The 12,616-nt window shown below is 71.5% G+C and carries 10 protein-coding genes and 2 pseudogenes; 8 read left to right on the forward strand and 4 right to left on the reverse strand.

Features of this window, described 5'->3' with window-relative positions; genetic code table 11:
- The first annotated feature begins 57 nt into the window (after positions 1-57).
- On the forward strand, positions 58-942 hold the full coding sequence (locus tag ACIQU3_RS04935) for a DUF4436 family protein (RefSeq protein WP_403727555.1): 885 nt from the start codon (positions 58-60) through the stop codon (positions 940-942).
- An 80-nt stretch (positions 943-1,022) separates the two neighbouring features.
- Here the strand turns inward: ACIQU3_RS04935 and ACIQU3_RS04940 are convergent, their stop codons facing one another.
- Together ACIQU3_RS04940 and ACIQU3_RS04945 are read right to left on the reverse strand one after the other, a co-directional pair.
- The gene (locus ACIQU3_RS04940) at positions 1,023-1,514 is read right to left on the reverse strand and encodes a hemerythrin domain-containing protein (protein ID WP_403923372.1); all 492 of its coding nucleotides are present in this window, start codon (positions 1,512-1,514) and stop codon (positions 1,023-1,025) included.
- 89 nt (positions 1,515-1,603) lie between these two features.
- Positions 1,604-1,774 carry a DUF5670 family protein gene (locus tag ACIQU3_RS04945; protein ID WP_031139394.1) on the reverse strand — a complete coding sequence of 57 codons (171 nt, stop codon included), beginning with the start codon at positions 1,772-1,774 and terminating at the stop codon, positions 1,604-1,606.
- A gap of 256 nt (positions 1,775-2,030) precedes the next feature.
- Between ACIQU3_RS04945 and ACIQU3_RS04950 the strand changes: the two genes are divergently transcribed.
- Positions 2,031-3,329, forward strand: coding sequence for a PQQ-binding-like beta-propeller repeat protein (locus ACIQU3_RS04950; protein WP_403923374.1), 1,299 nt, complete (start codon positions 2,031-2,033; stop codon positions 3,327-3,329).
- Positions 3,330-3,407: 78 nt separating this feature from the next.
- On the opposite strand, the gene ACIQU3_RS04955 is transcribed toward ACIQU3_RS04950, so the two are convergent.
- Positions 3,408-5,306, reverse strand: a complete 1,899-nt coding sequence (locus ACIQU3_RS04955; protein WP_403923376.1) for an NAD-binding lipoprotein — start codon at positions 5,304-5,306, stop codon at positions 3,408-3,410.
- Between the two features lie 243 nt (positions 5,307-5,549).
- On the opposite strand from ACIQU3_RS04955, the pseudogene ACIQU3_RS04960 reads away from it, so the two are divergent.
- From ACIQU3_RS04960 to ACIQU3_RS04975, 4 genes and pseudogenes are all read left to right on the forward strand, one after another.
- A pseudogene (locus ACIQU3_RS04960) lies at positions 5,550-5,657 on the forward strand (FAD-dependent oxidoreductase); the annotation flags it as partial.
- 213 nt (positions 5,658-5,870) lie between these two features.
- Positions 5,871-6,854, forward strand: a complete 984-nt coding sequence (locus ACIQU3_RS04965; RefSeq protein WP_403728264.1) for a Bug family tripartite tricarboxylate transporter substrate binding protein — start codon at positions 5,871-5,873, stop codon at positions 6,852-6,854.
- The gene (locus ACIQU3_RS04970) at positions 6,851-7,390 is read left to right on the forward strand and encodes a tripartite tricarboxylate transporter TctB family protein (protein ID WP_403727544.1); all 540 of its coding nucleotides are present in this window, start codon (positions 6,851-6,853) and stop codon (positions 7,388-7,390) included. The genes ACIQU3_RS04965 and ACIQU3_RS04970 overlap by 4 nt, the downstream gene beginning before the upstream one ends.
- A gap of 1 nt (position 7,391) precedes the next feature.
- Positions 7,392-8,885 carry a tripartite tricarboxylate transporter permease gene (locus ACIQU3_RS04975; RefSeq protein WP_403727541.1) on the forward strand — a complete coding sequence of 498 codons (1,494 nt, stop codon included), beginning with the start codon at positions 7,392-7,394 and terminating at the stop codon, positions 8,883-8,885.
- Between the two features lie 211 nt (positions 8,886-9,096).
- Here the strand turns inward: ACIQU3_RS04975 and ACIQU3_RS04980 are convergent, their stop codons facing one another.
- On the reverse strand, positions 9,097-10,248 hold the full coding sequence (locus tag ACIQU3_RS04980) for a CaiB/BaiF CoA transferase family protein (protein WP_403923561.1): 1,152 nt from the start codon (positions 10,246-10,248) through the stop codon (positions 9,097-9,099).
- Positions 10,249-10,347: 99 nt separating this feature from the next.
- On the opposite strand from ACIQU3_RS04980, the pseudogene ACIQU3_RS04985 reads away from it, so the two are divergent.
- Positions 10,348-11,180, forward strand: a pseudogene (locus tag ACIQU3_RS04985) (cellulose binding domain-containing protein); the annotation flags it as partial.
- A 227-nt stretch (positions 11,181-11,407) separates the two neighbouring features.
- Positions 11,408-12,502 (forward strand): acyltransferase family protein, encoded by a 1,095-nt coding sequence (locus ACIQU3_RS04990; protein WP_403728260.1) that lies wholly within the window; start codon positions 11,408-11,410, stop codon positions 12,500-12,502.
- Positions 12,503-12,616: the final 114 nt, after the last annotated feature.

The raw sequence follows: 12,616 nt of genomic DNA on the forward strand, positions 1-12,616 counted from the left end.
GTGACTCCCCGTCGGGCGGGACGAGCCCGTCGCCCCGCCCACCGCATCGGAGCCGCCATGGCCGCGCCCCCGCGCTCTTCCCGCCCACCGCGTACCGGGCCGTCCATCCTGCTGGTCCTGATCCCGCTCGCGGTGCTGATCCTGGTGGCGGTGTCCGTGGGGTCGTGGCTGCAGTACAGCGAGCGGCAGGCGAAGGACACGGTGCACACGGCCGGATCCCGAGCCGCCGACCGGGTGGACGTGGAGGCCACCGTCCAGAGCGTCGACGCCGCGGCCGGAGAGCTCGTCCTGCGCGTCCGGGTCAGCCCGCGCGGAACTCTCGGTGAGCAGGGCGGGACGGCCCCCGTGGGGGATCTGAGCCTGCAGACGTCCGCGGCGACGCTCAGCGACCTGGCGTTCGAGGCGCACGAACGGCTCGCACCCAAGGACGTGCGGGTCGCGATCACGGATGGCTCGATCAGCGACTACCCGTTCGACACCTACGACACCGACATCGAGTTCTGGGCCGTGCTGGGCGGCGAACCGGTGCCGGTGCGGATGCTGTTCTCCAACGCCGACACGCTCTTCTCGGTCGCGGTGAGACCCCCGCCCTCCGGGCAGGAGGCCGCCGTGGCGCTGAAGCTGTCCCGGTCGGGCAGCCTGCTCACCTTCGCGGTCTTCATGATGGTCGCGATGTGGGCGCTGGCGTCGTCCGTGCTCCTCGGAGCCTGGTACCTGACGACCCGCAGACAGGGCCTGGTCTGGCCCGCCCTCGCCTGGATGGCGGCCACGCTGTTCGCTCTCGCGGCGTTCCGCAACACCGCCCCCGGCACTCCGCCGATCGGCTGCGTGATGGACTGGTTCGCGTTCTTCTGGGCCGAGGCCGTCGTCGCCCTGTGCCTGATCGTGGTGGTCACCTTCGGCATCCGCACCGCCCTCCGCGCAGGTGAGGGCGCCCCCTAGTTCGTGTCGGGACCGCGACAGCGACCGGCCCCGGTGGTCACCGCACATGGGCGGCGACCACCGGGGCCGGCCTGGCCGAGTCAGGACTCGACGATCTTGCGTACGTTCTCCAGGGAACCGCACCCGGCCTTCAGCTGTCGCTCACGCTCCCGCACGAACGCCAGGCCGAGCTCCTCGCGCCGCTCCATCGCCACGTTCTCCCGGGCACCGTTGAGGATGGTGCGTTCCTCCTCGTCGGCGTGGTGATTGACGGCCTCGACCAGCTCCTCGAGCTTCGAGTCCCACTCCTCGGAGCCGACTTCCTCGACCTCGAGGAGCCCCAGGAGGGCCTCGTTGCCCTCGTCGTGCTCGTGCTCGCCGTGCTCGACCTCTTCGTCGTCGATGTTCTTGTACCGCTTGAGTGCCGGGTAGACCTCGGCCTCCTCTGCCTGCGCGTGCGCGATCAGCAGGTCCGCGAACTCCCTCAGGGCACCCGCACGGTCGTCCTCGACGCTCCGCATGCGGCGGAAGAGATCCTCCATGCGCCGGTGGTCCTGAAGAATGAGTTCTACGACGTCTTTTGTGTCGGCCATGGAAATGGAACGCCTTTCCCAGGAGAGAATCGGGTCACTTTCATTTACCCCATTCCTGATGTTCTGCTCACCGCAGGGCCTCCACCGGTCTACCAGCGATACCAGCGGCCCCTACGGCCACCGCTGTCCGCGCTGCGCAGCACGAAGCCCAGCAGCCAGAGCACCAGCACGATCACCGCGATCCACCACAGGGCCTTCAGCGCGAAACCCGCACCGAAAAGAACCAGGGCCAGCAGCAGGACAAGAAGCAGGGGAACCATAGTTATCAACCTCCGATCCTCCTGTTGCCCTGTCCGCGGACGAACACTCAGCCGAATTCCCGTGTTTCTTCACAAGAATCACGGGAACTTGGATCGCTTTGGCCGGACGGGGAGAACATGTGACCGGGCGGGGGAGCAGTAACGGAACGGGGTCCGAAGTGCCCCTGGACGCACAGGAGTTGTTCAGCCCCCGGGGGGTATTCGGAGCGGCGGCCGGTGTACCCGGCCCACTTCATTCGACCCGAGGGGGGTTCCCATGGGCAGCACCGTGAGGCGTGCCCGGGCGAGATCGAGCTGCGTGGTGGCGACGGCGCTGGCGGTCCTGGCCGTCGGCGCGGGCCCGGGCGGTGCGGCCGCCCCGGCGCCCGCACCCGCGGCGGCGGCCGCGGCTGCGAAGGTGAAGGCGAAGGCGAAAGTGAAAGCGAGCACCGAACCGGCGAACGCCACACTGGGGTACCGCGCCAATGCCCGTCAGGACAGTTTCGTCCGCGGAGCCACGGCGGCCCCGCCGTTCACCAAGGCCTGGTCCGTCGACCTGGGCTCGGCGGTCTCCGCGCCGGTCGCGGTCGGCGGGAAGGTCTTCGTGGTGGTGAACGCGGCCGAGGAGGAGGAGTCCGACGGCCCGCGCATGGAACTCGTCGGTCTGGACGCGGCCACCGGAAAGCGCCTCTGGCCTCAGCGGCTGATCGCCGACAACGACCCGAAGGCCACCCTGGCCCACGGCGGCGGCCTCCTCTACACCCAGACCGGCAGGGGGGTCGTCACCGCCTGGGACCCGGCGACGGGCAAGCAGCGGTGGACCCGCAGCATCGGCTCGGGCTCCTGCGAGTACCCGCCGACGTGGTACGACGGCACCCTCTACACCCAGGACGGCCGGGGCACGGCGCTGGCGCTGCGCCCGAGTGACGGAGCCGAGCTGTGGCGGGCTCCGCTCGTCGACTGGGGATGGTCACCCGTGGTGGTCGACGACCTCGGGGTGTGGTTCGGCTTCGACAACTCCTCGTACCAGCTCCTGGACCGGCACACCGGCCGGGAGATGCGCCGCTACGACGTGCCCGACCGGACCGAGCTCGGCGGCAACCCGATCGCGCGCGGAGCGGGGGCGCTGTGGCTGCGAAGCGACGACCTCGACGACGAGCGGACCGTGGCGTACGACCAGAGCACCGGTGCCGTTCTGCGTTCCTTCCCCGCCGACGCCACCCCCGCGTTCGGCCCGGGCCGGGTGTACGTGGCGTACCGGGGTGTCGTGAAGGCGATCAGCACGACGACGTACAAGACGGCCTGGAGCTACAGCAGTCCGCGTCAGGCGGCCACGGTACGTCTGGTCGCCGGGGGCTACGTCTACGTCCGGGACGGCAACGGCAAGCTGGTGGTCCTCGACGAGCGGACCGGCGCCGTCGTCTGGTCCTACCGGCTGTGGACCGAGCCGCACCCGACGGAGTACGTGCCCGCGGAGAACGACTGGCGCGGCTGGGTCAACCCCGGCATCGCCACCGCAGGAGGCCGCGTGTTCGCACCCGCGGAGAACGGCGTCCTGATCGCGTTCGAGGACTGACCGACCCGGCAGGAGTCCAAGCACACATCAGTATCCCGGGTCCGGTGCATGCGCCCCTGGTGCATGCACCGGCCTGGCTCAGTCCGTCCCCACGACGATCACCTCGTCGGCGGCCGTCCAGTGGCGGCGCTCGGACTTGGGCGGGTTGACCCGCACGCCGTAACCCGGATGCGTGGAGACGTCGTCGTGACTGCGGTAGCCGATGGCGCATTCGCCGCGTCCTCGTGCCGCGGCCACGACGGTGGCGAAGGCCGTCTCGCACCCGGGCAGCACGTAGTCGCCGGCCGGCCGCAGGCGGATGCCGGCGCCGTCGGCGGAGAACAGCTCCTCGAAGACCGCCGCGAGGTGCCGGTTCTGGGAGATCTGTGCCATGAGCAGGCCGATGAGCTTTCCGCTGATGATCACGTCGGCTCCGGGCCCGAGGGGTGCCAGCGCCCGGTTGCGGTCGTCCACCAGCTCGGTGACGACGGGCAGTTCCCGCCCGGAGAGTTCCTGCAGTTCTCGTAGCAACAGCAGGGTGACGAGCGTGCGGTTGTCGGGTTCGTCCGGGGACTGCCCGGACGCGGGGTCCTCCCCCACGACGATCACGCTGTCGTAGGAGTGCACATCCAGACGTCGGAGGGTCTCGGGGCGTGTGACGTCCCCCCGGTGGAGGGTGAGGGCCGGGCCGGTGCCCTGGGAGGCGCCGCAAGCGCGCACCTGCCGGACCGTCGCTGCACCTCCGTCCGTCACCACGTCGACGACCGACCCGGGCCGGGCGCGGCGGCGCAACTGCTCGACCATGAGCGGCGCCCGGCGGTTCCAGCCGAGCAGCAGGATCCGCTCCGGTTGCGCGGGCGCCTCGGGGCCGGAGGCCATCGCCGCTTTATCGACCCACTGCCCGCACTCCCCGGGCCAGGCCGTGTCGTCGTCGCGGGAGATGACGATGAGCAGATCGTCCGCGTCGATGGTCGTGTGCGGGGGCGGGTTGAGCAGCGGGGTGCCGCCGCGCACCAGGCCGACGACGCTGGACGTCGGATAGGACAGCAGCGCGTCGCCGAACGGGCGGCCCGTCAGGGACTCTCCGCCGACCAGGTAGAACTCGTCGCCGGCGAAGTCGAGGAGCTCCTGGTGGACGAGGGAGAGCCCGGGGCGGCGGGCGGCCTGGACGATCAGCCGGGCCGTGACGGAGTCGCTCTCCAGGACGACACCGCCCGGGCCGGCCGCGAGACCGGCGGCCAGCCGGTAGCGGTCGTCCCGGACGGCGACGACGACGGGCGGCCGGTGCGTCACCCCGGCGAGGGCCGCCCGCAGCGCCAGCAGCGTCTTGACGACCTCGGCATCGGCGTCGGGCTCGTCGCGGGGCAGGACCAGCACGACACCGGCCGTCGCCGGACTGGTCAGGGTGAGCACGGCCGGATCGGTGGTGGGTCCGCTGCGGCAGATCAGCCGTGTCCGGCCGACGGGGCCCACCTTCGTGCCGAGTGCCTCCTCCATCGTCGTCTTGTCACGGTCGGCCAGCACCGCCACCGCCGCGCGCCGCTGGTTGGCGTTGGCGGCCAACAATTCGCCCACGACGGTGAACACCTGCTCCGACCAGCCCAGGACCACGACGTGCCCTTGTTCGAGCACGGTGGACCGGCCGCGCCGCAACGCGGTGAGACGCTCCGTCAGCGCCGTCGTGATCAGGCCGACCAGCGTCGAGACGTACAGCAGCGCGACCAGGGCGAGCAGCACCGACATGGTCACGCGCAGCGGCGTGCCGGTCGTCCCGCCCAGCCGCAGGGTCTCCCCCGTGAGGCGCCATACCTGCGCCAGCCGGTCCGGCAGGGACCGCGGTGCGTGCGGATCGGTCCACACCACGAGCGCGCTGACCGGGACGACGACGGCCAGACACAGCAGCGCCATCCAGCCGACCAGGGCGGAGGCACCGCGAGCCAGCGTGCTGTCGAACCAGTATCGGACCCGGTCACCCCAAACGGTGCGCCGCTGCGCCACCCTTCCCCCTTCGTCGTCCCGGGTTCTCGTGCGGCTGCCCGGCGCCGCGTACGCGGTGGGCCGGCCGGCACGGCCGGAGATCACGGTTGTGGATACGCAGTCGCAGTGTGGAGGCTGATGCGCGGCGGCGGACGCGGTTCGCCACGCATTCATTCCTTCGGGTTCGCCGGGCACGCGATAGGGGGCGAACCCCGCTGCGACGTCAGGGTTTTCCCCTGATTCGCTCCTTAGGGGCGACGCCCGGGGCCGCTGCACTTCGCCGGGGACCACACGTCCGTCGAACCGGCGTGGATCGAGGGCGCCCTGGAATCGGCCGTGCGGGCCGCCCCGGAGGTCCACACGGATCAGTGACCGCTGAGCGAGGGGGCCCCGGCACATGTGCCGGGGCCCCTCGTGCGTTCGGCTCGCACCCGGCGACCCTTCCGGCGACCGCAAAGACCAAAACCTCCGTTGCTTCCGCAAGGGAGACAGCCCACCGGAGCCCGGGCACCATGTGGCCCACGTCACCCTCCCCCACAGGGCTTTTCCCTACCCGCATCGACGTACCGACAGGTGGTGGCACTCGTGCGCCTGCGCACCCCCCTCGCCCTGCTCGGGGCCGCCGTGCTCGTGCTCGTCGGGCCACCGCTGCTGACCACCGGCAGCGGCTCCGAGACCGGCACCCAGATCCCTGGCCTGCGTTTCATGGTCCCCAACACGCCCGGCGGCGGCTACGACATCACGGCCCGGACGGCCGCGAAGAACGCCGAGGACGCCGGACTGACCCACAACATCGAGGTGTTCAACCTGCCCGGTGCCGGCGGCACGGTGGGCTTGAGCCGGCTGGTGAGCGAGCACGGCAACGGCAAGCTCGCCATGTCCATGGGGCTCGGAGTCGTGGGCGCGGTCCGTTCCAACGACGCGCCGAAGACCCTCGGGGACACCACGCCGATCGCCCGGCTCACCGAGGAGCAGGACGTGGTGGTCGTGGCCAAGGACTCGCCGTACAAGACGATCGACGACCTGATCGGCGCCTGGAAGGAGAACCCGGGCAAACTCCCCGTGGGCGGCGGCTCCTCACCCGGCGGGCCCGACCACCTCGCGCCGATGCTGATGGCGCGGGCCGCCGGAATCCCGCCGAAGCAGGTCAACTACATCCCCTTCGACGGCGGTGGTGAACTGCTCGCCTCGATCCTCGGCAACAAGGTCGCCTTCGGCGTCTCCGGGGTCGGCGAGTACCAGGACCAGATCAAGGCGGGCGAGCTGCGCCTCCTCGCGGTTACCGGCCCGGAACGCGCCAAGGGCCTGGACGCGCCCACGCTGAAGGAGGCGGGCTACGCCGTGAACTTCACCAACTGGCGCGGCATCGTCGCCCCTCCCGGGCTGAACGACGGGGAGCGCGACAAGCTGGTGAAGCTGGTCGAGGAGCTCCACGACTCCGACGAGTGGCGCACGTCCATGGAGCAGAACGGCTGGGAGGACGCCTTCCTCACCGGTGAGAGGTTCGGCGCGTTCCTCGACGCCGAGGACAAGCGCGTGGTTTCGGTGCTGAAGGAGCTGGGGCTGTGACGACGCAGACCGACATACCCACCGCCGAGACCGGCGGCGAACGGCGCTCGTGGCTGCGCGAGCACTCCGAACTCGGCGTGTGCGCACTGCTGCTGGCACTGGGCGTGCTCGTCCTGACCGACGCGCTCACCATGGACGTCGACATCGCGCAGCGCGGCCCGGTCGGCCCGAAGACGGTGCCTGTCGTGGTCGGCGCCGGACTGCTGGTGATCGCCGCCCTGCTCGCCGTGGACGTCCTGCGCGGCGGCCGGGGCCAGGCCGAGGGCGGTGAGGACATCGACCTGTCCGAGCCCGCCGACTGGCGCACGGTGCTGCTGCTCGCCGGGGTGTTCCTCGGTGCGGCCGTGCTGATCGAGCCGCTCGGGTTCCCCGTCGCGGGCGCGCTGCTGTTCTGGGGCGCGGCGTTCGCACTGGGCAGCCGCCGGACCGACCGCGATCCGCTCATCGCCGCGGGGCTGTCCCTCGTCACCTACACCGTCTTCAACAACCTGCTCGGAGTGCCCCTGCCCGGCGGTCCGCTGATGGGAGTGCTGTGACATGAACGCCCTCAACTCCCTTCTGGACGGCTTCGGCACGGCCCTGACTCCGATCAACCTGCTGTGGGCCGCGATCGGCGTCCTGCTCGGCACGGCGATCGGCGTGCTGCCGGGGATCGGCCCGGCGATGGCGGTGGCGCTGCTGCTGCCGGTGACGTACGGGCTCGACCCGATCGGCGCGTTCATCATGTTCGCCGGTATCTACTACGGCGCGATGTTCGGCGGCTCGACCACCTCCATCCTGCTCAACACACCGGGTGAGAGCGCGGCGGTGGTGGCGGCCATGGAGGGCAACCCCATGGCCAAGTCGGGACGCGGCGCGCAGGCCCTGGCGGCAGCGGCGATCGGGCACTTCGCGGGCGGCATAGTCGGCACGCTGCTGCTGGTGGCGCTCGCACCGACGGTCGCGAAACTCGCCGTGGACATCGGCGCGCCGGACTACTTCGCCATCATGGTGCTGGCGTTCATCGCCGTGACCTCGGTGCTGGGCTCGTCCCGCATCCGGGGCCTCGCCTCCCTGCTGATCGGTCTCACCCTGGGCCTGGTGGGCCTGGACCAGATGACCGGTCAGCAGCGTCTCACCTTCGGTTCGCTGCAACTGGCCGACGGTATCGACGTGGTGATCGTCGCGGTCGGTCTCTTCGCGATCGGTGAGGCGCTGTGGGTCGCCGCGCACCTGCGGCGCAGGCCGCCCGAGCCCATCCCGGTGGGACGTCCCTGGCTGGGGCGGGGGGATGTGAACCGGACCTGGAAGTCGTGGCTGCGCGGCCCGTTCATCGGCTTCCCGTTCGGCGCGATCCCGGCCGGCGGCGCGGAGATCCCCACCTTCCTGTCGTACGTGACGGAGAAGCGCCTGTCGAAGCACAAGGACGAGTGGGGCAAGGGCGCCATCGAGGGTGTCGCCGGCCCGGAGTCGGCGGCGTCGGCCTCGGCGGCGGGCACCCTGGTGTCGATGCTGACCCTGGGTCTGCCGACCACGGCGGTGGCTGCCGTGATGCTGGCCGCCTTCCAGCAGTACGGCATCCAGCCGGGTCCGCTGCTCTTCGAGCGTGAGCCCGACCTGGTGTGGGGCCTGATCGCCTCGCTGTTCGTCGGCATGGTGCTGCTGCTCGCGCTGAACCTTCCGCTGGCGCCGGTGTGGGCCAAGCTGCTGCGCATCCCGCGGCCGTACCTGTACGCGGGGATCATGTTCTTCGCGGCGGTCGGCGCGTACGCCGTCGGCGGTGAGGTGATCGACCTGGTGATCCTGCTGATCATCGGTCTGATCGGTTTCGGTATGCGCCGCTACGGGCTGCCCGTGCTGCCGGCCGTGATCGGCGTCATCCTCGGCCCCAACGCCGAACAGCAGGTGCGGCGCGCCCTGCAGATCAGCGACGGCAGTGTGACGGGTCTGGTCAACACGCCGTTCGCGGTGACCGTGTACGCGGTGATCGTGCTGCTGCTGGTGTGGCCGCTGCTGCGGAAGGTGGTGACGCGCGGCAGCGCCGAGGCCTGACGTCCGGCCCTGCGGCACTCCGGTACCGGGGTGCCGTACGGGAAGCGGATCTCCGCCTCGCCGGTCGCGGCGACCCGTACGCGCGTTCCTGAACCTCGCGCGTGCGGGTCGCCGTCTTCGCCGACGGCCCGGCTCCTTCGCGTCAGGACGGGAGCAGGCGGTTCGGATTCAGCTCCTCACGCTGCACCGACGGCCCGTCACCGTCCGGGGCTCAGCAGTCGGAGCCGCCGAAGACCTCGGCGGTGTGCTCACCGAGCTCCGGCGGCGCCAGCCGGTGCCGTGCCGGTGACGTGCTCAGGGTGATCGGGCAGGCCACCTGCCGGGACCCCGCGCCGCCGCCCGCCCCGGGCACCGTGACCACACCGGGCAATCCGAGCCTTTCGGCGAAGGCGAACGCCTCGTCGACGGTGTTCACGGGACCGGCGGGCACCCCGGCCGCCGCGAGCACGCCCGACCAGTGGTCGGCACCCGCCGTACGCAGCCGTTCACCCAACACCTCGCGCAACTCGGCGCGGTGAGCCACCCGTTGCGGGTTCGTGCGGAACCGGGGGTCACCGGCGAGGTCCGGGCGGCCGAGCACCCCCGCCAGGGCAGCGAACTGCCCGTCGTTGCCGACGGCGAGGGCCAGCGGACGGTCGGCGGTGGGGAAGGTCTCGTACGGGGCGATGCTCGGGTGCGCGTTGCCCATCCGGCCGGGGACGACGCCCGCGACGGCGTACGCCGAGGTCTGGTTGACCATGGCCGACAGCAGGGAGCTCAGCAGGTTGACCTCGACGCGCTGCCCCTCGCCGGTGGCGTCCCGGTGCCGCAGGGCCGCCATGATGCCCAGCGCCGCGTGCAGTCCGGTGATCACGTCGACGAGGGCCACACCGGCCTTGGTCGGTTCCCCGTCCGGCTGCCCGGTGACGCTCATCAGACCGCCGACCGCCTGGACGAGGAGGTCGTAGCCGGGGATCGCGGCGCCACCGCCGGGACCGAAGCCGCTGATGGAGCAGTAGACCAGGCCCGGGTGCCGTTCCTTCAGGTCGTCGTGGCCGAGGCCGAGCCTGGCCATCGTGCCGGGCCGGAAGTTCTCCACGAGCACGTCCGACTCGGCGACGAGGGCCCGGGCCCGTTCCCGGTCGGCCTCGTCCGACAGGTCCAGGGTGACCGAGCGCTTGTTGCGGTTGACGCCGAGGAAGTAGGTGGAGGTGCCCTGTTCGTCGGCGGGCGGACGCCACTGCCGGGTCTCGTCGCCCGACCCGGGGCGCTCGACCTTCACCACGTCGGCGCCGAGGTCGGCGAGGAGCATGGTCGCGTACGGCCCGGCGAGGACCCGGGAGAAGTCCGCGATCCGCAGTCCCGTCAGGGCGCCACGCTCCAGGTCCACTGCTGCCTCCGAGAGATCGTCGCTGATCGTTTCCGGCCTCGGACTCACCCTCTCACCTCCACACCTCTTGACGCGTCAATGACAACGATGGCTGGCAACCCCGACGAGGACACCATCCTGGCCGTCACCCGGCAGCTCCGCCTCGGTTACCTCGGCTGGTCGTGGAGCGGCAACGGCGGCGGAGTCGAGTACCTGGACATGGTGACGAACTTCGACCCGAACCAGCCGACCTCCTGGGGACAGCGCCTCTTCAACGGCGCGAACGGCATCGCCGCCACCGCCGAGGAGGCCGCGATCTACGGCTCCGGCGGGGGCGACACCCGACGGCCCCCGGCACCCCGACCGCCTCCGGCGTGACCTCCTCCTCCGCCACCCTCTCCTGGGCCGCCGCCACGGATGCGGCCGGCGTCAGCGGCTACGACGTCGTGCGCATCAGCGGCGGCTCCGAGACGGCCGTCACCAGCACCACGAGGACGACCGCCACCCTCACGGGCCTGTCCCCCGCCACCTCCCACGTCTTCGCCGTCTACGCCCGCGACGCCGCCGGCAACCGCTTGCCCCGCTCGGCCACGGTGACGGTCACGACCTCGCCCGGCGGCTCGCCGGCGAACTGCGGGATCGGATACCAGGTGACGGGCAGCTGGCCCGGCGGCTTCCAGGGCGAGATCGTCCTGCGCAACACGGGCACGGCGGCGATCAACGGCTGGACGCTGCGCTGGACCTTCCCGGACAGCCAGCGCATCACCAACCTGTGGGGCGGCGCGGCGACCCAGAGCGGCTCCGCGGTGAGCGTGGCGGCCGCCCCGTACACCGCGGCGATCCCCGCGTCGGGCTCGGTCACCCTCGGCTTCACGGCCACCCGCTCGGCCGCGAACCCCAGTCCGGCGGCCTTCACCCTGAACGGCGCCGAGTGTGCCGTGAGCTGACCGGCCCCCGTGCGACGGTGCCGCCGCGCCTCGGGCCCGGCGGCACCACCGTCCGTGTGATCCGCGTTACAGCGCCGCGAAAAGCGGTTTACCTCGCTCCGCTTCGGTCAGGCGGCGGGAATGTCGCACCGGCACCTCATCGCCGTATCTCCGGCAAGACGCGTACGCACCCGTCCGGGTTCCCCGCCGGCCGGGCGGGAGGCGTGGTGAGCGAGGACACCCTGCGCATCCGCGCTGTCCCGGCCGACGGGACGGAGCGTCAGGCGCAGCCCGCCGGCGAACCGGCCGCCCGGCGGGACGCGTTCTTCGACAACGCGAAATACCTCGCGATCGTGCTGGTGGCGATCGGGCACTCCTGGGAGCCGCTGCGGGACGGCAGCCGGGCCGCCTCGGCGCTCTACATGGTCGTGTACGCGTTCCACATGCCGGCCTTCATCGTGATCTCCGGTTACTTCTCGCGGTCCTTCGACGCGAGCCCCGGCCGGATCAAGCGCCTGGTCACCGGGCTGGTCGTGCCGTACGTCGTCTTCGAGACGGCGTACACCCTGTTCACCCGGTGGACGGACCAGGAACCGGACCGGCCGGTGAGCCTGCTGGATCCCCTCTATCTGACCTGGTTCCTGATCGCCCTGTTCATCTGGCGGCTGACCACACCGATCTGGCAGCGCGTGCGGTGGCCGCTGCCGGCCGCGCTGGTCGTCGCGATGCTGGCGACGCTCTCGCCGTCCATCGGCAACGACCTCGATGTGCAGCGCACGCTGCAGTTCCTGCCGTACTTCGTCGTCGGTCTGCTGCTGCGCCCCGAGCATTTCCGGCTGGTGCGGCGCCGTGCGGCGCGGCTCCTCGCCGTGCCGGTCTTCGCCGGTGCGCTCGCCGTGGCCTACTGGGCGGTGCCGCGGATGAGCGCCGCCTGGTTCTACCACCGCGACAGCGCCGAGGAACTGGCCGCGCCCTCCTGGTACGGGCCGGTCATGACGCTGGTGACGTTCGGCTGCTCGCTGGTCCTGGTGGCCTGTTTCCTCGCCTGGGTGCCGGGCCGCCGCACCTGGTTCACCGTGCTGGGCGCGGGCACGCTCTGCGGCTACCTGCTGCACGGCTTCGTCGCGCAGGGCTCCAAGTTCTGGGGCTGGTACGAGCCCACGTGGGTGCACCGGCCGCTGGGCGAGATCGTCGTGACGGTCGCCGCCGCGGTGCTCGTGACCGTCCTGTGCACCCCGCCCGTGCGGCGGCTGTTCCGCTGGGTGACGGAGCCCGACATGGCGTGGGCGTTCCGCCGGGACGCGCACGCACGGGCACGGGAACGCAACGCCGTCCGCGCGTGAGCACAACGCCTCACGGCTCCTCCTGGACCAGCCGGATGAGCGCTCTCCTACGAGGGCGCCTCGGCCACGCTCGAGGGCGTGCACCGTCGGCGGCGCTGTCGGCGGTCGGGCTCG

Source organism: Streptomyces sp. NPDC101110, from assembly GCF_044759525.1.
Classification (GTDB): domain Bacteria; phylum Actinomycetota; class Actinomycetes; order Streptomycetales; family Streptomycetaceae; genus Streptomyces.

Bases quoted from the DNA above. Each gene is read 5' to 3' on its own strand.
- ACIQU3_RS04950 (WP_403923374.1), top strand. From the start codon at position 2,031: ATGGGCAGCACCGTGAGGCGTGCCCGGGCGAGATCGAGCTGCGTGGTG.
- ACIQU3_RS04975 (WP_403727541.1), top strand. From the start codon at position 7,392: ATGAACGCCCTCAACTCCCTTCTGGACGGCTTCGGCACGGCCCTGACT.
- ACIQU3_RS04945 (WP_031139394.1), bottom strand. From the start codon at position 1,774: ATGGTTCCCCTGCTTCTTGTCCTGCTGCTGGCCCTGGTTCTTTTCGGT.
- ACIQU3_RS04935 (WP_403727555.1), top strand. From the start codon at position 58: ATGGCCGCGCCCCCGCGCTCTTCCCGCCCACCGCGTACCGGGCCGTCC.
- ACIQU3_RS04940 (WP_403923372.1), bottom strand. From the start codon at position 1,514: ATGGCCGACACAAAAGACGTCGTAGAACTCATTCTTCAGGACCACCGG.